Source organism: Saccharomonospora xinjiangensis XJ-54, assembly GCF_000258175.1.
In the GTDB taxonomy this organism is placed as follows: Bacteria; Actinomycetota; Actinomycetes; order Mycobacteriales; family Pseudonocardiaceae; genus Saccharomonospora; species Saccharomonospora xinjiangensis.
On the sequence record NZ_JH636049.1, the window covers coordinates 4,290,897 to 4,312,032 of the forward strand.

Here is a 21,136-nt window from a genome sequence, read left to right on the forward strand (position 1 = left end):
GGTCAGCCGGCTTCGGTCGCCCTGGCGAACAGCGCGGTCAGTTCGTCCGCGTAATGCCGTAGATCGAGTCCTGGGTCGGTGAGGAGTTGCTGCGCCAGCCCTTCCAGCGCGCTGCGGATGGTCCTGGCCATGATCTCGGGGTCGAATTCGGTGAAGTGTCCCTCTCTCTGTCCCTGCGTGAGTTGTCTGGCGAGCCTGCCGACCCGGAGGTCGCGCACGACGGTCTCGAACAGCGGCGAGCCGTCGGAGTCCCTCGCGTTGGTGGCGATCTCGGTCACCGCGTGCACGTGCCGTGGATGCGCGGCGAGGTAGGCGATCTCGGCTTCCAGGAACGATCGCAGCAGAGCGGTTCTGCCATCGGACGTGCTGGTGTGCTCCTCGACGAACCGGTCGTGGTGATCGATGAGCGTCATCAGCGTCGCTGTCATCAACTCGTTCTTGTCCGCGAAGTGGTAGGAGATCATTCGCGTGCTGCTGAGCCCGGCTTTGTCGATGATGCGGGCGAAGGATGTTCTTCCGTATCCGAGTTCCGCCACCACCTCGACGGTCGCCGCGATGATCTGTGACCTGCGAGTCGCTTCGGCCGGAGTCAAGCCCATTCCGGCAGTGAAGTCATCGATTACTTGCATGAGTAAAAAATAACTTGCGTGAGTAAACGTGTCAAGTCGGTGACGGCCGCACAAGGTGCCCCGGTGGTCCGCGCGTCGCGTTGACCGGCCTGGCAGGCGGGCTTACCGTCGAAAGGACGTGAATCGCGCCGATGTGATTACGCTGGTAAAGCGGTTCGTCGTGGCGGGATTGTCGTAACCGGTCGGTTCCGGCCCGGGATCGGCGGTCTTGTTTCGCTGCCGGCGCCACGCCGGGCGAGAGGAGGCAGGGTGGTCCACGAGAGTCCGGTGAGTGCTACCGATGGTGAGCAGGGGGAGTTGTTCCCCGACAGCTCGTTGCCGGACGAGCTGGTGGGCTACCGTGGCCCCGCTGCCTGTCAGATCGCCGGAATCACGTACCGGCAGCTCGATTACTGGGCGAGAACGAAACTGGTGACACCCAGTATTCGTACTGCTCACGGCTCCGGTTCGCAGCGGCTTTATTCCTTCAAGGACCTGCTGGTTCTCAAGATCGTCAAACGGCTGCTCGACACCGGTGTCTCGCTCCAGAACATTCGCGTCGCTGTCGATCATCTGCGGGCGAGGGGAGTGCGCGACCTGGCGAAGGTCACCCTGTTCTCCGACGGCGCCACCGTGTACGAGTGCACGTCGCCGGAGGAGATCGTCGATCTTCTTCAGGGTGGTCAAGGCGTTTTCGGCATCGCGGTCAGCAACGCGATGCAGGAGATCACCGGCACCCTCCACGAGTTCCCCGCCGAGCGCGCCGACGGCGGGAGGATCGAACCGGACGTGCCGGATGAGCTCTCCGAACGCCGCAACGCCCGCCGCACCGGCTGACCTGCTCGTCCGGCAGGCGGCAGCCACACGGGAAGGTGGCCGCCGCCGGAAGGAGAGCATTCACGCTCCAAGCTGGAGACTCCGCTGGAGCAGGGCGGACACCGGCCGGTACGAGGCGAAACGCAGGGGAAGGTCACGCAACCACAGCCGGAACGGGTCGGCTGGTGCGTAGAGACCCCTGACCCTGCGGCCTAGTTTCTGCTTCTTCTCCGCTTCGGGGCGGAGTTCTTCCTCCCATGCCTTCAGCGCCGTGAGCACGTCGCCGTGGTGCTGGTCCAGTGCCGTGCCGAGGCGGTCGGCCCCGGCGACCGCCAGCGAGGAGCCGAATCCGGCGAAGAGGGTGACACACCACGCGGCGTCGCCGAGCAGGACGACCCGGCCTCGGCTCCAGCGATCCACGATCACCTGGCTGATGGTGTCGAAGTACACCGACTCCGCGTGCGGGAGCTGGGCGAGCACCTCGGGAGCGGCCCAGCCCATGTCGCCGTAGCCGCGGGGCAGAGCGGACGCGGGGCCTTCGGCGAGTTCGGCGGCGGGGCGATCGGTGCGGTAACCGAAGAACGCGGCCGAGCGGCCCTGGCCGAGGTCGATGATCGCGAGGGTGCGCCCGGTGTCGGTCAGTGTCGATGTCGTGCCGGTCTCCACGCAGGACGGCAGGCGGTCGAGCAGGAACACGCCCACCATGTGGTCGAGGTCCAGGCGGAACTCGTCCTCAGGCCCGAAAACGAGGCTCCTGGTGGTCGAGTGGAGCCCGTCGGCGCCCACCACGAGATCGGCCCGTTCCACCGTGCCGTCGTTCAGGGTCACGTCCACGCCCGTGTCGTCCTGGGCGATCGCGGTGATCGTGGTGCCGAAGCGGATCTCGGCGGAGTCGCGCACGGCGGTGTGGAGCACATCCTCGATGTCGCCGCGCAGCAGGTTCAGCGCGTGTTTGCCGAGCATCGCGCGCACGGTCGGGCCCGCAACGGCGAACCGGGTGCTGCCGTCCGGCTTCACGTAGACCATCCGGTCAGGGGTGATGTGGCGCTGCGTGAGCGCGGGCAACACTCCCATGCGCTCGGCGGCGTCGTAGCCGATGCCGGAGAAGGTCACGGCGTAGCCGCCGGAACGGCGAGCTGGAGACCTTTCGACGACCAGCGACTCCCAGCCGATCTGGTGCAGTCGCAGTGCCGTGGCGAGTCCCGCGATGCCGGCGCCCACGACAACGGCCTTGCGTGTCATGTCAGTGCTCTCCTTCCGTGCGGGTCAGCCCCTGGGTGACGATGTCGATCAGCAGGTCGAGGATGGTGTCGAGCTTGGCGGGATCGCCGAGACGGTCGGCGTGCAGCGGCACCAGCAAGACGGTCTGGAGCACGCCGACCACGACGGCGGGGTCGATGTCGATGAGCTCGCCGCTGCGCTGCTTCTCGCCGATGTACTCGGTGAGCGCGGTGGCCGGGTTGTCGGCGAGAGTGGCGGCTTTCGCGGGGTCGAGCCGCCGCGCGACCGCGCTCATCTCCTCGGGATGGGTCGTCAAGCGTCGCCACAGCGGGTTGGTCGCCAGCTCGTCCAGGGCGGCGCGCAGGAAGCGCCGCAACCCTTCACGGGTGTCGCCGGTGGCGCGCAGCCCGTCGTCGATGACCCGCTGTTTGACCGAACCCGACTCCCGGAGCATCAGCTCCAGGTACAGCGACTCCTTCGAGTCGAAGAACTGGTAGAAGCTGCTCTTCGCGATACCGGCCGGCGCGACGAGCTGGTCGAGTGACGTCTTGCGGAGCCCCAAGGTGGTGAACAGGTCGTAGCCGGTCGTTCGCAGGATCTGAGTGATCCGTGCCCGTTCCTCTGCGGTGAAGGCTGGTGGCATCGGTGACTTCCTCTCAGCATGGCAATATAAAAACAGAATAGATTTACGTTTTCAAGCGGTTGCTCCGTGCTTGCCCGATCACCCTGCGGCGGAGGTGCCCGCGCCGGTCATCCCCATCACAGCGCAGAACGCGACGCCGCCGGACGGAGTACCGTTGCCGTCGCTTGTCTGGAAGTGCGAACGGAGTTGTGGGTTGATCCTGCGCGTGAGCAGGGCGCCGTCCCGCCCTCTTTCCGGCCTGCGCCATCCGGCCAGAGCCGTGGTGATCGCATTCGCCTCGGCTGTCGTGGTGGGCACGAGCTTGCTCCTCCTCCCGGTTGCGAGAGAGTCGCGAGAGCTGACCGGCCTGGTCGAGGCACTGTTCACGGCGACCTCCGCGGTGTCCGTCACGGGACTGATCGTCGTGGACACGCCCGGCCACTGGTCCACCTTCGGTGAGCTGGTGATCCTCGGATTGATCCAGGTGGGGGGCCTCGGCGTCATGACGCTGGCCTCCCTGCTCGGGTTGGTGATCACCAGGCGGCTCGGTCTGCGGATGCGGTTGACCGCCCAGACTGAGACGAAGGCGCTCGGCCTGGGGGATGTGCGCCGTGTCGTCATCGGCGTCGCCCTGGTGAGCCTCACGTTCGAGACGATCATCGCGGCCGTGCTCACGGCGCGCTTCGTGAGCGGATACGGCTACGAGTTCGGCACGGCTGTGTACCACGGTGTGTTCCATGCCGTTTCGGCGTTCAACAACGCCGGGTTCGCGCTGTACGCGGACAATCTGATGCCCTTCGCCACGGACGTGTGGATCTGCGCGCCCATTGCCGTCGCGGTGATCGCGGGTGGGCTCGGGTTCCCGGTCTGGATCGAGGTGTGGCGGCGCGCCCGCGGCTCGCTGCATCGATGGTCCCTGCACGTCAAGCTGACGGTGCTGACCACGGCGGTGCTGCTCGTGGTGGGCGGGGTGGCGATCACCACGGCGGAGTGGAACAACCCGGGCACCCTCGGCCAGTTCGGCGTCGGAGGGCGGCTGATCGCCGGTCTTTTCCATGCCGTGATGCCGCGAACGGCCGGGTTCAACTCGCTCGACGTCGGGCAGTTCGAGTCGGGGACGCTACTCGTCAACGACATCCTGATGTTCGTGGGTGGCGGCAGCGCGGGCACCGCTGGCGGGATCAAGGTGTCCACGTTCGCGTTGCTGGCCTTCGTGATCGTCGCTGAGGTGCGGGCCCAGCCCACGGTGCACCTGATGGGCCGCAAGGTTCCGTCCGAGGCCCAGCGTCAGGCGCTGACGGTGGTCCTGCTCAGTGCGGGAGCCGTCATGGTCGCCACGCTCACGTTGCTGGCACTGACGCCGTTCGAACTCGACGAGGTGCTGTTCGAAGCGGTGTCGGCCTTCGCGACGGTCGGACTGTCCACTGGCATCACAGCCGACCTTCCCCCTGCGGGGCAGCTCGTGCTGACGGTGCTGATGTTCGCTGGCCGGATCGGTCCGATCACGCTCGCGTCGGCTCTCGCGCTCCGCGAACGGACTCGCAGATACGAACTCCCTGAAGAAAGGCCCATCATTGGCTGACACGAAGGACGACCGCAGGGTCGCTGTCATCGGCCTCGGCAGGTTCGGTGGCTCACTGGCGATCGAACTCACCCGGCTGGGCTGTGAGGTGCTCGGCATCGACGTGAATCCCAAGCGGGTGCAGCGTTTCGCCGATGAACTCACCCACGCCGCCGTCGCCGACAGCACGGACAGCGAGGCGCTGGTGCAACTCGACGTGCCCGCCTTCGGCCGGGCCGTGGTCGGCATCGGCAGCGACATCGAGGCGAGCATTCTCACCACCTCGCTGCTGTCGGAGTTCGGCGTCCAGCACATCTGGGCGAAGGCGGTGAGCCGCCAGCACGGCCGGATTCTCGAACGGGTCGGAGCGCAGCGGGTGGTCCTGCCGGAGTACGACATGGGGGAGCGGGTGGCTCACCTCGTCACCGGGCGCATCCTCGACTACATCGAGTTCGAGGACGACTACGCCCTCGTGAAGACCACTCCGCCCGCCGAGGCACTCGGCAGACAGCTTGGCGAGACGAGGCTGAGGAAGCGCTACGGGGTCACCGTGGTCGGTATCAAGCGGCCAGGGGCGGGGTTCACCTACGCCACCCCCGACAGCGTCGTGCAGGACGGGGACGTGGTGGTGGTGGCAGGGCGGCGCGACGACGTGGAACGTTTCGCCGAGATCGTCTGATCCGGCGCGGCGGTGCGAGCGCCCCGGCGCGCTCCGGTGTGGCTGGTCAGGTGGCCGGTCCACGTCGCGCGGGCTTCGACGGCAGTGCGGAGAATGCGGCGCCCACGGCGAGGAGTCCGGTGATCAGTCGTTCGGCGAGGTCAGCCCTGCTTCGCGGAAATCGCTCTGCTGCGCGGGTTCGAGCAGGAATCGTTGGAACGACTGGGCCGCGTGCTGCTTCACGTCGTCGGTTTTCGGGCCGGCGACCGCAAGGAACGGGTGATCGCCACGCGGGCCGGACGCGATGACCCGACCCGACGAGCCGATGAGTTCCGGATGCGTCTCGGCGAGCGCGTCGATCCGTTCGGTGGAGTCGGGAAGCCAGGCGGCAGGGTAGCCGCCCACGGTGGCGGGGTCGGAGGTTCCGGAGAGGACGGCCTCGACGTCCGCTGACGCCGCGGTGCGGACCTCGACCCGGACGCAGTGCTCGCCGACGACGATCCGTTCGCGGTTCCACCGGTCGGCGGCCGCCATCACGGGGGCATCCAGCGCGGGATCGACGGCGACCCGCACGGTGGTGTCGCCCTTGATGCAGTCGGTGGCCTGTGCCGCCGCGCGGCTCTGAAGCACACCGTCGGCCCAGTTCCAGCCGAACCACCCGGCGACGAGAAGCCCGAGCAGGACCACGCAGGCAATGGGCCACGCCGCCACACCACGCCTGCGCCCCACGGCGCGATGTGTTCCGGTCGAGGTCACCGACGACTCGGGCTGTGCTTGCCTGCGGATTCTGTGTCGTCCCCCGTGCCATCCCATGTCGCGTGCCCCCTCGACGTCGGCATTTGGCTACTCTCCGTGGGCGAGATCAAAACGTTATTACCTTACCAGGGGATTGCGTGATCAACTTGTGATCTGAATCAACACGAAGAGTGAGAGGTTGAGGGGTCGAGCAGGCTGCGGCAGAGCTCGACGAGCCGTTCCCGCAGCGGCGCCGCCCTCCGCGCGAACCCCGCCTGTTCCCTGGCGTAGGCCGCGCGCCCCTCAGGGGTCTCGATCTCCACGGGGGAGTAACCGTGGGCGGACAGATCGTACGGGCTGGCTCGCATGTCCAGCTCCCTGATCGCCACGGCGAGTGCGAAACAGTCGCCGAGCAACTCCGAGGCGACGAACGGATCGAGCTTGTGCGCGTGCTTGTACAGATCCATGCCGACGTGGAGGCAGCCGGGCTGATCGTTCTCGCGCTGAGTCCGCCGCGTTGGAGTGAACCGGTTGAGCGGCCTCGCCTCCGCGGTGAAGAACCGGAACGCGTCGAAGTGGCCGCACCGGAGGTCCATCGACTCCACCACGGAGTCGGTGCCGGCGTGCCCCAGCCTCAGCGGCACCTGCGCATGCCGCACCTCCTCCGGCCGCGTGCGGTAGACCATGGCCCACTCGTGCAGGCCGAAACAGTCGAGCCGCGCACGCCGTCCGTGAACGGCCTCCAGCAGGGACAGGGTGTGCTGTGCGGTGCGCGCGATCCTGCCGGAGAAGGCGGAGAGATCGAGCGTGACGCCCTCGGCCGTCCGGCGATATCCGGGACGGTCGAGAAACCGGGAGGCGGCCCGGCCCGCGAGGACGACTCCGGGGCCGGGCTGCCACCGTTCCAGCCGCGCGGGCGGAAACGAGTAGTAGGTGAAGAGGAAGTCCAGCACGGGGTGTTTCTCCCCGCGCGACCGGCGCTGCCGATGCGGCTCCGTCCAGGCGCGCATGCGGCGGGTGTGCGCGTACTCCCTCTCCAGCCACTCGTCCTCGGCCAGGACCACCATGGTGGTCACGGCCGCCTGCCGACGTGGGTGCCGTCCCTGACCGTGCCGACGTATTCCTCCAGCAGGTCCTCCAGCGCCACGATGCCCACCACGCTGCCTTCGGCGTTGACGGCCATCGCGAGGTGGCTCTTCTCCCTGCGCATGGCCGACAGCGCCTCGTCCAGTTTCGCGTGCAGGGCCAGCTGTGTCAGCCTCCGGGTCTTGTCGGAGGACACCACGACGGACGGGTCGCCGTCGAGCTGGTCCATGACGTCCTTGACGTGGATGTAGCCGGTGAGCTTGCCACCGGTGCCGCGGAGCGGGAAGCGCGAGAACCCGGTGGACGTCACGGCCCTCTCGACCTCGCCGACCGTGGGCCGCTCCGGCAGCGTCCTCAGTTCGTCGAGTGGCACGAGCACGTCGGCGATGGTCTTCTCCACCGACGACAGCGTTTGGGTCAGCCTGCGATGCTCCGACTGCTCCAGCAGCCCTTCCCGTCGCGACTCGCGCAGCAGCGCGGCCAGCTCCGCGGAGGTGTAGCTGGTCTCGACCTCGTCCTTCGGCTCGATCTTGCCCAGCCGCAGGATGCCGTTGGCGACACTGTTGAGCAACCAGATGAACGGGTGCGTGACCCGCACCCAGGCCACATGCACCGGCACCAGCCACAGCGCGAGACGTTCGGGTTCGGCGATCGCGATGTTCTTCGGCACCATCTCGCCGATCAGCACGTGCAGCAGCGTGAGCGCCACCAGCGTGACGGTGAAGGCGACGGCGTGCACGACGTAGGTCGGCAACGGTATGCCGAGAGCGCTCACCGCCAGTTCGAGCTGGTGAGCCACCGCCGGCTCGCCGAACTGGAGCAGCAGCAGGGAACACACCGTGATGCCGAGCTGCGCGCCCGCCAGCATCAGCGACACGTTCTTGCTGGCCTTGATGACGATTTTGGCTCGGGTCTTGCCCTGCTCCAGCAGGGCTTCGAGGCGGTCGCGCCGCGACGAGATCAACGAGAACTCGGCGCCGACGAAGAAGGCGTTGGCGAGCAGCAGCACGCCGATGAGCGAGATGGACAGCCAGTCGCTCACGAGGCCACCTCCCCGCGCCGCACGGTGACCTCGGCGATGCGGTGCCGGTCCATGCTCGTCACCTCGAGTTGCCAGCCTTCGACGTCGAGCGTGGCTCCGACCTCGGGGATCTCGCCGAGACGATCCAGCAGCAGGCCCGCGATCGTCTCGTAGTCGCCCTCCGGCATCCTGAAGCCCGTCGCGTCGAGCACCTCATCGTCCCGAAGCTGCCCCGACACGACCCAGCTGTCGGGCGTGAGCTGCTGTGACGCAGGTTCCTCGCGAACGTCGTGCTCGTCGCGGACGTCGCCCACGATCTCCTCGACGACGTCCTCCAACGTGACGAGACCCGCTGTGCCGCCGTATTCGTCAACGACGATGGCGAGCTGGAAGCGGGAGTCGCGAAGCCGATCGAGCACGGCGTCACCCGGCAGCGATTCGGGTACGGTCGGCATGGGCCGCATCAGCGAGCCCACCGTCGTGGACGCCCGTTCGGGGCCTGGCATGGTGAACGCCTGCTTGACGTGCACTGTGCCCTGGATGTCGTCGAGGTCCTCGCGGTACACGGGAAAGCGCGACCGCCCTGTGCGGCGCGCGAGGGCGACCATGTCGGCGACCGTGTCGTCGATGTGGAGGGCCTCCAGCCTCACTCGTGGTGTCATCAACTCGCCCGCTGTGCGGTCGCCGAACCGCAGTGACCGGTCGAGCAACTGCGCGGTGGACATGTCGAGCGTTCCCGTCTCGGCGCTGGCGCGCACGATGGAGCCGAGTTCCTGCGGTGAGCGCGCCGACCGCAGTTCCTCCTGTGGTTCGATGCCGAATTTGCGCACGACCCAGTTCGCGCTGTTGTTCATCAGGTTGATGAGCCAGCGGAACAGGTTCGAGAAACGCGTGTGGTAGCCGGAGACCGCCCGTGCCGTCTTCAGCGGGAGCGCCACGGCGAGGTTCTTCGGCACCATCTCGCCGATGATCATCGAAAGCGATGTGGCCAGAAGCATGGCGACGACGAGCGAGGCGCCTGCCGCGGCGGATTCCGGGACACCGACGGCGGTCAGGACAGGGCGCACGATCCGGCCGAGCAGCGGCTCGGCCACGTATCCGGTGACCAGCGTGGTGAGGGTGATGGCGACCTGGGCGCCGGAGAGCTGGAACGACAGCGTCCTGTGTGCCTTGAGAACGGTCTTGGAACGCTTGTCACCGACCTGCCGGACGTTCGACTCGACCGTGCTGCGTTCCAGCGTGGTCAGCGAGAACTCGGCAGCGACGGCGAGGCCCGTGCCGACGGTGAGCAGGATGACGAAGAGGACGCCGAGAACGGTGAGGAGAATGTCCATCAGCGGACACCGCCGTGGTCACACCGGACATCGGGGAAGAGGTCGGAGGTGGAGTGGGGACGGCCGGGATACTCACCCGGCTCGGTACTGTCTCCGGGTGATTGCGCATCGCGCACGGGTGTGGTCACTCCTCCAAATCGAGTGGTGTTGGAAGTGGCGCTATCTTAACCACGCTCAACGAGTGTCCGAGATGCCTTGTTCCTTGTGCCGCTGAGCACGCCGGTCGGAGCCGGTGCCGGTCTCGCCCGCCCCGGAGCCGCCCCTGTGCCTGCGCACACTCTCCTCCACGACGTCGAGAACGGGTTCGAGGTCGTCGGCCGGCAGCCCCATGGCGAGGTGGGAGACCAGGCCTTCGAGCACGAGTTCGAGATACGACGTGAGCACGTCGATGCTCACGTCGTCGCGGAGATTGCCGGCCTCGCGCTGCCACAACAGGCGCTTGCGGGTGGCCGTGGTCAGTTGCTCCGAGCGTTGTGCCCAGCGGGCGCGGAACTCCTGGTCGGTGCGCAGGCGCCGGGACACCTCCAGCCGGGTGCCGAGCCAGTCGGCGGGGTGCTCGCCCGACCCCGACAGCAGATCGCGCATGACCTGGACGAGACCCTGTTCGGCAACGACGTCGGCCATGCGCCGCGCGTCGTCCTCGGCCAGTGCGAGGAACAGGGACTCCTTGTCGCGGAAGTGATGGAAGATCGCACCCCGCGACAGGCCGGTGGCCTCTTCGAGCCGCCGGACCGTGGCACCCTCGTACCCGTAGCGCGTGAAACACACACGCGCGCCGTCGAGAATCTGACGACGGCGCGCCGCGAGGTGGTCCTGGCTGACCCGTGGCATCCCACGATCTTGACACCGGCCGCAGGGAGTTTGCAATCCGTACGTACGTACTGTGACGCTCCTCCCCAGGTCAGGGGATCGTGAGCACCTGATCGAGTGACGATTCTGCGAGGTCGCGAGCCGTCACGAACTCCAGCGCCGTCTTGCGAGGTGGCACGCGCCCGGCGTTCCAGGCCGACAGCAGCAGAGCCACCTTCGCCTGCATCTCGGCACGCAGCTTCACGAACGAATCGGTCGGATCGGCGCCGACCTGTCCGAGGATGAGCCACCAGGCCCACGCCGCCGCACCCGCGTTGGCCACGAAGTCCGGGATCACCGGAATGCCGCGCCCCGCGAGCATGGCCTCCGCCTCCGGCGTTGTCGCCGCGTTCGCGGCCTCGACGACGGCGGACGCCCTCACGTCGTACGAGTTGTCGGGCGTGAGCGCGTAGGAGATGGCGGCCGGAACGAGGAGGTCGGCCTCGGTGGCGAGCACCGCCGACCGGGGTAGCCGCCTGACGTGGTCCGGCACCCGCGTGCGGTCGATCTCGCCGTAGTGGTCGCGGGCCTCCAGCAACGCTGGCACGTCGAGCCCTTCGGGGTCGTACAGCGTGCCCGCCGCGTCGGCCACGGCCACGATCCGCATTCCTGCCTCGTGCAGGTACCACGCGGCGCCGCCGCCCATGGTGCCGATGCCCTGGACGGCCACGGTCGTGTCATGGGGCGACCACTCCCACGCCGAAGCCACGCCGAGACACGCCTGCGCGACGCCATAACCCCCGATGACATCGCCGAGCAGGAGCCCACCCGGCACGGGTGCGGACAGACCCGCGTGCACCCTGCGCAGCGTGCGCTCGGCATCGGCCGACCGCCGGATCGCCGCGTGGTACGACTGGCCGAGGCCCAGTTCGGCGAACACCTCGTCGATGAGGTGCTGGGGTACGCCGAGATCCTCGGCCGTCACCCAGTGATCGTCGAGCCAGGGCCGCATCGCCTGGCAGAACCGCGTCAGCACACCACGGGCGCCGGGATGTTTGGGATCGAAGTCGATCCCGCCCTTCGCCCCGCCGACGGGAAGGTCGAACGTCGCCGTCTTGGCCGCCATGCCCCTCGCGAGATCCTCGACCTCAGAGAGCGTGCAACCGGAGCGCATGCGCGTGCCGCCGGTCGCCAGTCCCGACACCAGGCTGTGCACGACGAGATAGCCATGCGCGCCCGTCACACGGTCCGTCCACGTCAACCGCAGCAGCGGCTCGTCGGCATGTCCCAGACCCACTCGACCCCTCCTCGTGAACGCCTTGCCCTGTGATTCGCCGTCTTTCGCGCGAGATCCGCGCGTATCCACAGGCTGGGGCCGGATCGCCGCTCACGTCCAGTTAAGAACCGTGCACGGTTCCGTTTAGGGTTGATGCATGGAGCTGTCGGTGCATCGGTTGCGGATGCTGCGGGAGCTGCACCGCAGGGGCACGGTGACGGCCGCCGCGGCGGCACTGCACTACACGGCTTCGGCGGTGTCGCAGCAACTCGCTCAGCTGGAGCGCGACGTCGGTGCCAAGCTCTTCGAGCGGCTCGGTCGCCGGGTTCAGCTCACCGAACTCGGCATGCTGCTGACCGAGCACGCCGAGGAGATCCTCGGTGCGGTGGAACGCGCCACGGTGGCTCTCGAGGAGGCGCAGCAGACCCAGTCGGTGCGCCTGACGGCGGGAGTGTGGGCGTCGGTGGCGTCGGGCCTGCTGCCCACCGCGCTCGCCTCGCTGGCCGAGGATCACCCTGGCATCGAGGTCCGCACCCGTGAACTCGCGCCGGAGGAGACGGCCGACGCCGTGCGCGACGGTGCGCTGGACTTCTCCTTCGTCATCGACTACACGGACGCGCCGACGCCGTGGGACCCCGGGCTGGAAAGGGTGGCTGTCGCGGTGGAGCGGCTGCACGCCGCCGTGCCTGCCGCGACGGCGCCCGCGAGTTCGGTGACGCTGTCCGACCTCGCCGACCAGCCGTGGATTCTGGCCAGCCCGCGAAGTCACTTCGGCAGGGCGGTGCGGGTGGCGTGTCAGCGGTTCGGGTTCCAGCCCCTGATCAACCACGAGGTCGAGGAACAGGCCACGGCCATGGCGATGGTCAGCGCGGGGCTCGGGGTCACGCTGGTGTCCGACCTGGGGCTGACGCTACGCCCTTCCGGCGTCGATATCGTGACCTTGGCGACCCCGGTGATGCGCACGGTGTCCGTGGCGTATCGCCGCACGGCACACCGAAGGCCCGCATTGCGGCTGGTGATCGACGCCGTGAGGGCCGCGGCGGCGGAACTCGGGCTCGGCGCTTCGGCGACGGTGCCGGGCTGAGTCAGGTTTCGCGCACCCGAAAGTGTCGTATCCCTCCGTTAGCATCCTCGCTGGCGCAGTGAGCAGGGCGCCGTGACCGACGGTGGGGAGTGGGAATGACCGCGATACCCGACGCCAGGCCGTTTCCCCGCGATCCGAGGCGCCGTGGGGTGCCGGAGACGAACACGGAAGCCGAGGAGATCTCCGCCCGTGTCATCTCCGATCGCGCGGAGGGTGAAGCCTATGTCGCGTCGGTGTGTTTCAAGCACGGTCCGCCTCGGCTGCTCGGCGTCGAGCTGGAGTACACCGTCCACGACGTCGCCGACCCCGCAGCCCCGCTCACCGCGCGACGACTGGCCGAGGCTCTCGGGCCTCACGCTCCCCGCACCCTCGTCCCCGACAGCCCCGCCGTGCCGTTGCCCCATGGGTCGGCACTCACTCTCGAACCCGGGGGCCAGGTGGAGATCTCCACCGCCCCCGCGCCCTCCTTCCCCGCTCTCGCCGAGTCGGCCGAGTCCGATCGGGCTCACGTCGCCGACCTCCTCGCCCGCGCCGGCCTTCGGCTGGGTTCCCACGGCATCGACCCGTTCCGGCCTCCAGCGCGGGTGCTGCCGACACCGCGGTACGCGGCCATGGAACGCCGGTTCGCGCCGCTCGGTTCCGGCGGCGTCACGATGATGTGCAGTACGGCGGCGATCCAGGTATGCGTCGATGCCGGTGAGGCGCACGAGTTGCCGCGCAGGTGGGCCGCCGCACACGCCGTGGGGCCCGCGTTGCTGGCGCTGTTCGCCAATTCCCGCAGGCACGCCGGGGCTGACACGGGATTCGCGTCGGCGCGCTGGCTGGCCGTGATGGAGACAGAGCCTTGCCGCACCGCGGCGGAGAACCCGTGCGACGACCCCGTGTCGGCCTGGGCGGGCAGGGTGCTGGACACCCCGCTGATGGTGCTGCGCCGCGACGGCGGTTCCTGGGACGCTCCGGCCAGGTTGACGTTCGCCGAGTGGATCGAAGGACGCGAAGACGGTGCCGCGTTGCCCCGGCCCACCTTCGGTGATCTCGACTACCACCTCACCACGTTCTTCACCCCGGTGCGGCCCCACGGTTACCTGGAGATCCGCTACCTCGACGCGCAGCAGGGGGAGAGCTGGACACCTCCGGCGGCGCTGGTGGCCGCGCTGCTGTCCGATTCCTCCACAGTGGACTCCGTACTCGATCTTTGTGAACCTGTGTCGGGGCGCTGGGCGGATGCCGCCCGGTTCGGGATGGACGACCCCTCCCTCGCTTCCGTGGCGCGCGCCGTCGGTGAACTCGGCTGCGCCGCGTTGCCGAACCTGGGCCTGCCCAGTCACACGATCGCCGACATCGCAGGAGTTGTCGAGCGCCGCTGGCTGCGGCGGGAAGGGGAGTGACTCCCATGACCAGCGTTCACCGCGACGTCGAAACCGCCACACCGAGGGAAACGGCGGAAGGCGAGACACCGCACCCGCTCGGGGAACTGTCCGAACAGGACCTGAGAGCGCACACGGCAGAGGTGCTGGAACGGGCGCGGCGGCGCAGCGTCGAGTTGACCGACGCCGTGGGCGACGACGACCTCGTCAAGCAGCACTCCAAACTGATGTCGCCGCTGGTGTGGGACCTGGCGCACATCGGAAGCCAGGAGGAGCTGTGGCTCGTCCGCGACGTGGGTGGGCGTGACCCGCTGCGCCCGGACATCGACGACCTCTACGACGCCTTCCAACACCCCCGTGCCACCCGGCCCTCGCTACCGCTGCTCGGGCCTTCCGAGGCGAGGAGCTACGTGGCCGAGGTCAGGAACAAGGCGTTCGACGTGCTGGAGCGCACGCCGCTGCGGGGACGCGATCTCACGCGCACCGCGTTCGCCTTCGGCATGATCGCGCAGCACGAACAGCAGCACGACGAGACGATGCTCGCGACACACCAGCTCCGCAAGGGCGATCCCGTGCTGCACGCGCCTGCTCCGCCGCCCGCGACGGCGCGCCATCTTCCGGAGGAGATCGTCGTCCCCGCGGGCCCCTTCACGATGGGCACCTCGGTCGAGCCGTGGGCGCTGGACAACGAACGACCGGCCCACGAGGTGTTCGTCGAGGCCTTCGCCCTCGACACCACGCCGGTGACCAACGCCAGGTACGCGGAGTTCGTGGACGACGGTGGCTACGGCGACCGGCGGTGGTGGAGCGAAGGAGGCTGGTCCTACCGCAGCGAGTACGGCATCACCGCGCCCCGGTTCTGGAGGCGCGAGGACGGCCGGTGGTGGCGGCTGCGGTTCGGCGTGTACGAGCCGGTGCCCCCTGACGAACCCGTCGTGCACGTCTCCTACCACGAGGCGGAGGCGTTCGCGGCGTGGGCTGGCAAGCGCCTGCCCACCGAGGCCGAATGGGAGAAGGCGGCGAGGTACGACCCCGCGACAGGGCGTTCGCGGCGCTATCCGTGGGGCGACGACGATCCGACACCGGAACACGCGAACCTCGGGCAACGGCACCTGCGTCCCGCGCCGGTCGGCGCGTACCCGAAGGGGGTGTCGGCGGTGGGAGCGCACCAGCTCGTCGGTGACGTGTGGGAGTGGACCAGCAGCGATTTCACGCCGTACCCGGGGTTCGTCGCGTTCCCCTACCGCGAGTACTCGGAGGTGTTCTTCGGCTCCGAGTACAAGGTGTTGCGCGGCGGGTCCTTCGGCAGCGATCCGGTTGCCGTCAGGGGCACCTTCCGCAACTGGGACTACCCCATCCGCAGGCAGATCTTCGCGGGGTTCCGCTGCGCCCGTGACCTCAGGCCCGGCGACGCCGGTGTGTAGGCACCTGGCCTACCTCGGCCCTTCCGTGTCACCCGCAGAGCCGGTGTCGCACGCCCCGCATTCCCTCACGGTGCAGTCGTACGCGCCGAAGGACATGCGCGGCGGCGGCACCGTGAACGCCGACGGCTTCGGCGTCGGCTGGTTCGCCGAGGACGGCTACCCGACGCGCTACCGCCGCTCGGGTCCGATTTGGACTGACGCGGCCCTTGACCGGTTGCTCCAGCCCGTGCGTGCCGGTGCGTTCCTCGCCGCCGTGCGGTCGGCGACGGTGGGGATGCCGGTGAGCGAGTCGGCGTGCGCCCCTTTCGCCGACGACGACTGGTTGTTCAGCCACAACGGTGTGGTACTCGGCTGGCCCGAGAGCGTCGCGGGGCTCGCCGCCGATGTGCCCGTGGTTGACCTGCTCCGCCTCGACGCGCCGACCGACTCGGCGCTGCTGTGGGCGCTGCTGCGCCGCGCCCTTCGGGGTGGAGCCGATCCGGTGGCGGCCGTGACAGGGCTCGTCCGCACAGTGGCGGCAGCGGCCCCCGGCTCGCGGCTCAACCTGCTGCTCGTCGGCAGGACGGTGCTCGTGGCCACAGCGTGGTCCCACGCGCTGTCGGTGCGCCGCCACGGGGACGGTGTGCTGGTCGCCTCGGAGCCGTGCGACGACGAACCGGGCTGGCAACCCGTCGCCGAGGGCGATCTCGTGGTGGCACGGGTGAGCGAGAACAGCAGGGCGACGACGTACGAGATCGAGTCGATGGTGGAACCACTGGGAGAACGGAGCCGGGTGTGAGTGAGGTGCGGATCGACGTCCACCGTGACGCGACCGAGGTGACGCAGGCCCTGCGGAGGGATGTGAGGGAAGGGCTGACGGCGGAGGCGAAATGGCTGCCGTCGAAATGGCTCTATGACGCGAGGGGCAGCGAGCTGTTCGACCGCATCACGACGGTCCCCGAGTACTACCCGACCCGCGCCGAGCGCGAGATCCTGCGCTCGGCTGCGCCTGAGATCGCCGCGGTCACCGGGATGCGGACGCTGGTCGAGCTGGGGTCCGGATCGGGCGAGAAGACGCGCCTGCTGCTCGACGCGGGCACCGAACACGGAGGCCTGCGCCGTTTCGTGCCGCTTGACGTCTCGTCGTCAGCGCTGTCGGCGTCCGTAGACGCGATCGCCTCCGAGTACCCGGCGCTGCGCGTGGACGGTGTCGTCGCCGACTTCACCGAGCCGCTCGACTCCCTGCCGGGCACGGCGCCACGGTTGGTGGCCTTCCTCGGCGGCACCATCGGCAACTTCCTGCCTGCCGAGCGCGCGAAGTTCTTCTCCTCGGTCAGGTCGGTGCTGGGTGAGGGGGAGTGGTTCCTGCTCGGCACCGACCTCGTCAAGGACGCGGACACGCTCGTGGCCGCCTACGACGACGCCGAGGGCGTGACGGCGGAGTTCAACCGCAACGTGCTTCGCGTGCTCAACGACAGGCTCGGCGCGGACTTCGATCCCGCGGCGTTCGAGCACGTCGCGCACTGGGACGACCGTCACGAGTGGATCGAGATGCGGTTGAGGGCGCTGCGCCCCATGACCGTCACGATTCCCGGAGCCGACCTGACCGTGCGCTTCGCCGAGGGCGAGTATGTGCGGACCGAGATCTCGGCGAAGTTCCGGCCGGATGCGGTGCGAGCCGAACTCGCCGACGCCGGGTTCACGCTGCGGCACTGGTGGACCGACCCGGAGGGCCGGTTCGCGGTGTCGCTCTCGGAAGCACGCACCTGAGTTCGATCCCGCCGACCTCACCCCACGGCGCTGCGGGTGAGCAGGGCGAGCGCGCTCACCGCGGCGACACCGAGCACCGCCACCCGCATGCGCGTGCCGTGCAGCAGCGCCCGCGCGGGTCCGGACAGCAGGAAACCCCCGACGAGGAACGGCAGCAGCCACAGCACCGCGACGAGATGGAACCAGTGCACCTGCCCCGCGATGCCGAGCGCGAGCAGAGACAGCGACGAACCGATCGCGAAGCAGGCCGCGAGCGTCGCCCTGATCCGGGGACCGGACTCGTGCTGGTAGAGCAGGGCCAGCGGTGGCCCCCCGATGGACGAGGCCGTGCCCAGCGTTCCGCTCGCGACTCCGGCGACGAGGAGCGCGGCCGGAGTCGGCCTCGGCGTCCACGACACCACCGACAGCACCACGCACACCAGCACGGCGCCGCCGACGGCGGCGGAGAAGGGACGTTCGGCGAGCAGCGCGACGGCCAGCACACCCAGCGCCGTGCCGGGCACCCTGCCGACCGTCACGAAAGTGGCTCCCCGCCAGTCCACGTCCCGGTGTTCGCGGGCCACGGCCAGCAGGGAGTGGGCCAGCGCGACCACCAGCAGCGGAACCGGAACCAGCCGAGGGTCCACCAGCGCGAGCAGGGGAGCGGCGACGAGGTTCATGCCGTAGCCGACGGAGCCCTGCACCAGCGCGCCGGCGAACACGGCGGTGCCCGCGAGCAGCACCTCCGGCACGACACCCCTTTCGTCATGACGGCGGCCCACCACGCGCGTCGCGCGGTGGGCCGCCGTTCGTCGTCACCGACCGGTCGCCGGCCTGCCGATCAGGCCCCGGTCATCTTCCGCAGCACGTACTGCAGGATGCCGCCGTTGCGGTAGTAGTCGGCCTCGCCCGGCGTGTCGATCCGCACGACCGCGTCGAACTCGACCTTCCGGCCGTCCTGCTTGGTGGCCGTCACGTGCACCGTGCGTGGCGTCTCGCCCTCGTTGAGCGCGGTGATGCCGCTGATGTCGTAGGTCTCGGTGCCGTCGAGGCCCAGCGACGACGCGGACTCGCCCTCGGGGAACTGGAGCGGGATCACGCCCATGCCGATGAGGTTCGAGCGGTGGATGCGCTCGAACGACTCGGCGATCACGGCGCGGACGCCGAGCAGCCTCGTGCCCTTGGCAGCCCAGTCACGCGACGAGCCGGAGCCGTACTCCTTGCCGCCGAGCACCACCAGCGGGATGTTCTGCGCGGCGTAGTTCTGCGCGGCGTCGTAGATGAACGCCTGCGGCGCGCCGGGCTGGGTGAAGTCCCGCGTGTAGCCGCCCTGCACGTCGTCGAGCAGCTGGTTGCGCAGGCGGATGTTGGCGAACGTGCCGCGGATCATCACCTCGTGGTTGCCTCGGCGCGAACCGTAGGAGTTGAAGTCCTTGCGGTCAACGCCGTGCTCGGTGAGGTAGCGACCGGCGGGGGAGTCCGCCTTGATGGCACCGGCGGGCGAGATGTGGTCGGTGGTCACCGAGTCGCCCAGCTTGGCCAGCACCCGCGCGCCCGCGATGTCGGTGACGGGCTCCGGCTGTGCGGCCATGCCCTCGAAGTACGGGGGCTTGCGGACGTAGGTGGACTCGGCGTCCCACGAGAACGTCTTGCCCTCGGGCGTTGGCAGCGACTTCCACCGCTCGCCGCCGTCGAACACGTCGGCGTAGTCCTTGGTGAACATCTCCTGCGTGATCGCCGAGTCGATGGTGGCCTGGATCTCCTGCGGCGAAGGCCAGATGTCGCGAAGGTAGACGTCGTTGCCGTCGGAGTCCTGGCCGAGCGGCTGGTTCTCGAAGTCGAAGTCCATCGTCCCGGCCAGCGCGTAGGCGATGACCAGCGGCGGCGACGCCAGGTAGTTCATCTTGACGTCGGGGTTGATGCGGCCCTCGAAGTTGCGGTTGCCCGACAGCACCGACACCACGGAAAGGTCGTGCTCCTGCACCGCGGCCGAGACCTCCTCGGGAAGCGGGCCGGAGTTGCCGATGCAGGTGGTGCAGCCGTAACCGACCAGGTGGTAGCCCAGCTTCTCCAGGTACGGCCACAGGCCGGCCTTGTCGTAGTAGTCGGTGACGACCTGCGAGCCGGGGGCCATGGACGTCTTGACCCACGGCTTGACCGAGAGGCCCTTCTCCACCGCGTTGCGGGCCAGCAGCGCGGCGCCGAGCATGACCGACGGGTTCGACGTGTTGGTGCAGGAGGTGATCGAGGCGATCACGACGGCGCCGTGGTCGAGGACGAACTCGCCCCGCTCCTCCGAGACGACCTTCACCGGCTTGCTGGCGCGGCCGGTGGAGCCGTTGGCCGCCGAGTGGGCGGGAGCGCCGCCCCGGTCGTCCTGGACGCCGTCGGCGATGTAGGCGGGGGAGTCGCTGGCGGGGAAGGACTCGTCGGACGCCTCGTCCACGAGCGATGTCGTGGGCGCGCTCTGCTGGTCACCCACGTAATCGGGCAGCGTGGCGCGGAACGACTCCTTGGCCGAGGACAGCTCGATGCGGTCCTGCGGCCGCTTCGGGCCCGCGATCGAAGGGACGACGGTGGAGAGGTCCAGCTCCAGGTACTCGGAGTACTGCGCCTCCCTGCTCGGGTCGTGCCAGAGGCCCTGCTCCTTGGCGTAGGCCTCGACCAGCGCGAGCTGCTCGGCGGAGCGGCCGGTGAGCTTCAGGTAGCGCAGGGTCTCGTCGTCGATCGGGAAGATCGCGGCGGTCGAGCCGAACTCGGGGCTCATGTTGCCGATCGTGGCGCGGTTGGCCAGCGGCACCGCGCCAACGCCCTCGCCGTAGAACTCGACGAACTTGCCGACGACACCATGCTTGCGCAGCATCTCGGTGATGGTCAGCACCACGTCGGTGGCGGTGGCGCCCGCGGGGATCTCGCCGGTCAGCTTGAAGCCGACGACCCTCGGGATCAGCATCGACACGGGCTGGCCCAGCATGGCGGCCTCGGCCTCGATGCCGCCGACGCCCCAGCCGAGCACACCGAGGCCGTTGACCATCGTGGTGTGCGAGTCGGTGCCGACGCACGTGTCAGGGTAGGCCTGGCCGCCCCTCGCCATCACGGTGCGCGCCAGGTACTCGATGTTCACCTGGTGCACGATGCCGGTGCCGGGGGGAACGACCTTGAACTCCTCGAAGGCGCTCTGGCCCCAGCGCAGGAACTGGTAACGCTCCCGGTTGCGCTCGTACTCGATCTCGACGTTGCGCTCGAAGGCGTCGGCGCGGCCGAAGACGTCGATGATGACGGAGTGGTCGATCACCAGTTCGGCGGGGGCGAGCGGGTTCACCTTGTCCGGGTCGCCGCCGAGTTCGGCCACCGCCTCACGCATCGTGGCGAGGTCCACCACGCATGGCACACCGGTGAAGTCCTGCATCACCACGCGGGCGGGCGTGAACTGGATCTCGATGGACGGGTCGGCCGTGGGGTCCCAGTTGCCGAGCGCGCGGATGTGCTCGGCGGTGATGTTGGCGCCGTCCTCGGTGCGCAGCAGGTTTTCGAGCAGGATCTTCAGGCTGTACGGGAGACGCTGTGAGCCCTCGACCTTGTCCAGGCGGAACACCTCGTAGGAGGCGTCTCCGACCCGGAGCGTGTCGCGGGCGCCGAAGCTGTTCTTGCTGGCGGGTGCAGTCACGTTCACTCCAGTGGCGGCGGTTGTTCGGGTAGGAGCAGGTCGAGTGTCGCCCACCCCCGAGACCCCCGCAGAGATGAGCTTCCCTTCAGCCCTGCCCACTAAACCGTACGCTTGTCCTTTTTCCGGTCAAGGTCAGGAT

20 protein-coding genes are annotated in these 21,136 nt (G+C 68.9%); 8 read left to right on the top strand and 12 right to left on the bottom strand.

The genetic code is table 11. From position 1 onward, the window contains the following. Window positions 1-2: 2 nt before the first annotated feature. Complete coding sequence (locus SACXIDRAFT_RS19435) at window positions 3-629, bottom strand: TetR/AcrR family transcriptional regulator (RefSeq protein ID WP_006240388.1); 627 nt, start codon at window positions 627-629, stop codon at window positions 3-5. Between the two features lie 249 nt (window positions 630-878). On the opposite strand from SACXIDRAFT_RS19435, the gene SACXIDRAFT_RS19440 reads away from it, so the two are divergent. Next, window positions 879-1,445 (top strand): MerR family transcriptional regulator, encoded by a 567-nt coding sequence (locus SACXIDRAFT_RS19440; protein ID WP_006240389.1) that lies wholly within the window; start codon window positions 879-881, stop codon window positions 1,443-1,445. Between the two features lie 60 nt (window positions 1,446-1,505). On the opposite strand, the gene SACXIDRAFT_RS19445 is transcribed toward SACXIDRAFT_RS19440, so the two are convergent. The 3 genes from SACXIDRAFT_RS19445 to SACXIDRAFT_RS23375 all read right to left on the bottom strand — a co-directional run bounded on the left by SACXIDRAFT_RS19445 (window position 1,506) and on the right by SACXIDRAFT_RS23375 (window position 3,585). Continuing rightward, window positions 1,506-2,666, bottom strand: coding sequence for an FAD-dependent monooxygenase (locus tag SACXIDRAFT_RS19445; protein ID WP_006240390.1), 1,161 nt, complete (start codon window positions 2,664-2,666; stop codon window positions 1,506-1,508). 1 nt (window position 2,667) lies between these two features. Beyond that, a complete protein-coding gene (locus SACXIDRAFT_RS19450) occupies window positions 2,668-3,288 on the bottom strand; it encodes a TetR/AcrR family transcriptional regulator (protein WP_006240391.1) in 621 nt (206 codons plus the stop codon). 78 nt (window positions 3,289-3,366) lie between these two features. Then, window positions 3,367-3,585 carry a hypothetical protein gene (locus tag SACXIDRAFT_RS23375; RefSeq protein WP_198284405.1) on the bottom strand — a complete coding sequence of 73 codons (219 nt, stop codon included), beginning with the start codon at window positions 3,583-3,585 and terminating at the stop codon, window positions 3,367-3,369. On the opposite strand from SACXIDRAFT_RS23375, the gene SACXIDRAFT_RS19455 reads away from it, so the two are divergent. Continuing rightward, window positions 3,482-4,849 (top strand): TrkH family potassium uptake protein, encoded by a 1,368-nt coding sequence (locus tag SACXIDRAFT_RS19455; RefSeq protein ID WP_006240392.1) that lies wholly within the window; start codon window positions 3,482-3,484, stop codon window positions 4,847-4,849. The two genes, SACXIDRAFT_RS23375 and SACXIDRAFT_RS19455, sit on opposite strands and share 104 nt — an antisense overlap. Beyond that, entirely contained in the window at window positions 4,842-5,507 is a 666-nt protein-coding gene (locus SACXIDRAFT_RS19460; protein WP_006240393.1) for a potassium channel family protein, read from the top strand. The genes SACXIDRAFT_RS19455 and SACXIDRAFT_RS19460 overlap by 8 nt, the downstream gene beginning before the upstream one ends. Window positions 5,508-5,630: 123 nt before the next feature. Here SACXIDRAFT_RS19460 and SACXIDRAFT_RS19465 read toward each other — a convergent pair whose 3' ends face one another. From SACXIDRAFT_RS19465 to SACXIDRAFT_RS19490, 6 genes are all read right to left on the bottom strand, one after another. Beyond that, window positions 5,631-6,299, bottom strand: coding sequence for a hypothetical protein (locus SACXIDRAFT_RS19465; protein WP_006240394.1), 669 nt, complete (start codon window positions 6,297-6,299; stop codon window positions 5,631-5,633). Between the two features lie 101 nt (window positions 6,300-6,400). Continuing rightward, a complete protein-coding gene (locus SACXIDRAFT_RS19470; RefSeq protein WP_006240395.1) occupies window positions 6,401-7,288 on the bottom strand; it encodes a hypothetical protein in 888 nt (295 codons plus the stop codon). 5 nt (window positions 7,289-7,293) lie between these two features. Then, window positions 7,294-8,349, bottom strand: coding sequence for a hemolysin family protein (locus SACXIDRAFT_RS19475; RefSeq protein ID WP_006240396.1), 1,056 nt, complete (start codon window positions 8,347-8,349; stop codon window positions 7,294-7,296). Next, window positions 8,346-9,662 (bottom strand): hemolysin family protein, encoded by a 1,317-nt coding sequence (locus tag SACXIDRAFT_RS19480; protein ID WP_006240397.1) that lies wholly within the window; start codon window positions 9,660-9,662, stop codon window positions 8,346-8,348. The genes SACXIDRAFT_RS19475 and SACXIDRAFT_RS19480 overlap by 4 nt, the downstream gene beginning before the upstream one ends. A 174-nt stretch (window positions 9,663-9,836) precedes the next feature. Further along, complete coding sequence (locus SACXIDRAFT_RS19485; RefSeq protein WP_006240398.1) at window positions 9,837-10,493, bottom strand: TetR/AcrR family transcriptional regulator; 657 nt, start codon at window positions 10,491-10,493, stop codon at window positions 9,837-9,839. A gap of 70 nt (window positions 10,494-10,563) precedes the next feature. Then, window positions 10,564-11,748 (bottom strand): Glu/Leu/Phe/Val family dehydrogenase, encoded by a 1,185-nt coding sequence (locus SACXIDRAFT_RS19490; protein WP_006240399.1) that lies wholly within the window; start codon window positions 11,746-11,748, stop codon window positions 10,564-10,566. Between the two features lie 136 nt (window positions 11,749-11,884). Between SACXIDRAFT_RS19490 and SACXIDRAFT_RS19495 the strand changes: the two genes are divergently transcribed. The 5 genes from SACXIDRAFT_RS19495 to egtD all read left to right on the top strand — a co-directional run bounded on the left by SACXIDRAFT_RS19495 (window position 11,885) and on the right by egtD (window position 17,351). Then, complete coding sequence (locus SACXIDRAFT_RS19495; RefSeq protein WP_006240400.1) at window positions 11,885-12,811, top strand: LysR family transcriptional regulator; 927 nt, start codon at window positions 11,885-11,887, stop codon at window positions 12,809-12,811. A 95-nt stretch (window positions 12,812-12,906) separates the two neighbouring features. Then, complete coding sequence (locus SACXIDRAFT_RS19500; protein ID WP_006240401.1) at window positions 12,907-14,199, top strand: glutamate-cysteine ligase family protein; 1,293 nt, start codon at window positions 12,907-12,909, stop codon at window positions 14,197-14,199. Between the two features lie 5 nt (window positions 14,200-14,204). Then, window positions 14,205-15,602 carry an ergothioneine biosynthesis protein EgtB gene (egtB, locus tag SACXIDRAFT_RS19505; protein WP_006240402.1) on the top strand — a complete coding sequence of 466 codons (1,398 nt, stop codon included), beginning with the start codon at window positions 14,205-14,207 and terminating at the stop codon, window positions 15,600-15,602. Further along, window positions 15,595-16,380 (top strand): ergothioneine biosynthesis protein EgtC, encoded by a 786-nt coding sequence (egtC, locus tag SACXIDRAFT_RS19510; RefSeq protein ID WP_006240403.1) that lies wholly within the window; start codon window positions 15,595-15,597, stop codon window positions 16,378-16,380. The genes egtB and egtC overlap by 8 nt, the downstream gene beginning before the upstream one ends. After that, window positions 16,377-17,351 (top strand): L-histidine N(alpha)-methyltransferase, encoded by a 975-nt coding sequence (egtD, locus tag SACXIDRAFT_RS19515; RefSeq protein ID WP_006240404.1) that lies wholly within the window; start codon window positions 16,377-16,379, stop codon window positions 17,349-17,351. The genes egtC and egtD overlap by 4 nt, the downstream gene beginning before the upstream one ends. 17 nt (window positions 17,352-17,368) lie before the next feature. Here egtD and SACXIDRAFT_RS19520 read toward each other — a convergent pair whose 3' ends face one another. Both SACXIDRAFT_RS19520 and SACXIDRAFT_RS19525 read right to left on the bottom strand, forming a co-directional pair. Then, window positions 17,369-18,082 (bottom strand): sulfite exporter TauE/SafE family protein, encoded by a 714-nt coding sequence (locus tag SACXIDRAFT_RS19520; protein WP_006240405.1) that lies wholly within the window; start codon window positions 18,080-18,082, stop codon window positions 17,369-17,371. Window positions 18,083-18,171: 89 nt separating this feature from the next. Continuing rightward, entirely contained in the window at window positions 18,172-20,997 is a 2,826-nt protein-coding gene (locus tag SACXIDRAFT_RS19525; RefSeq protein ID WP_006240406.1) for an aconitate hydratase, read from the bottom strand. Window positions 20,998-21,136: the final 139 nt, after the last annotated feature.

Coding starts and splice junctions, on each gene's coding strand:
- SACXIDRAFT_RS19485 (WP_006240398.1), bottom strand. CDS start 10,493: ATGCCACGGGTCAGCCAGGACCACCTCGCGGCGCGCCGTCGTCAGATT.
- SACXIDRAFT_RS19465 (WP_006240394.1), bottom strand. CDS start 6,299: ATGGGATGGCACGGGGGACGACACAGAATCCGCAGGCAAGCACAGCCC.
- egtB (WP_006240402.1), top strand. CDS start 14,205: ATGACCAGCGTTCACCGCGACGTCGAAACCGCCACACCGAGGGAAACG.
- SACXIDRAFT_RS19500 (WP_006240401.1), top strand. CDS start 12,907: ATGACCGCGATACCCGACGCCAGGCCGTTTCCCCGCGATCCGAGGCGC.
- SACXIDRAFT_RS19495 (WP_006240400.1), top strand. CDS start 11,885: ATGGAGCTGTCGGTGCATCGGTTGCGGATGCTGCGGGAGCTGCACCGC.
- SACXIDRAFT_RS19445 (WP_006240390.1), bottom strand. CDS start 2,666: ATGACACGCAAGGCCGTTGTCGTGGGCGCCGGCATCGCGGGACTCGCC.
- SACXIDRAFT_RS19450 (WP_006240391.1), bottom strand. CDS start 3,288: ATGCCACCAGCCTTCACCGCAGAGGAACGGGCACGGATCACTCAGATC.
- SACXIDRAFT_RS19480 (WP_006240397.1), bottom strand. CDS start 9,662: ATGGACATTCTCCTCACCGTTCTCGGCGTCCTCTTCGTCATCCTGCTC.
- SACXIDRAFT_RS19435 (WP_006240388.1), bottom strand. CDS start 629: ATGCAAGTAATCGATGACTTCACTGCCGGAATGGGCTTGACTCCGGCC.
- SACXIDRAFT_RS19470 (WP_006240395.1), bottom strand. CDS start 7,288: ATGGTGGTCCTGGCCGAGGACGAGTGGCTGGAGAGGGAGTACGCGCAC.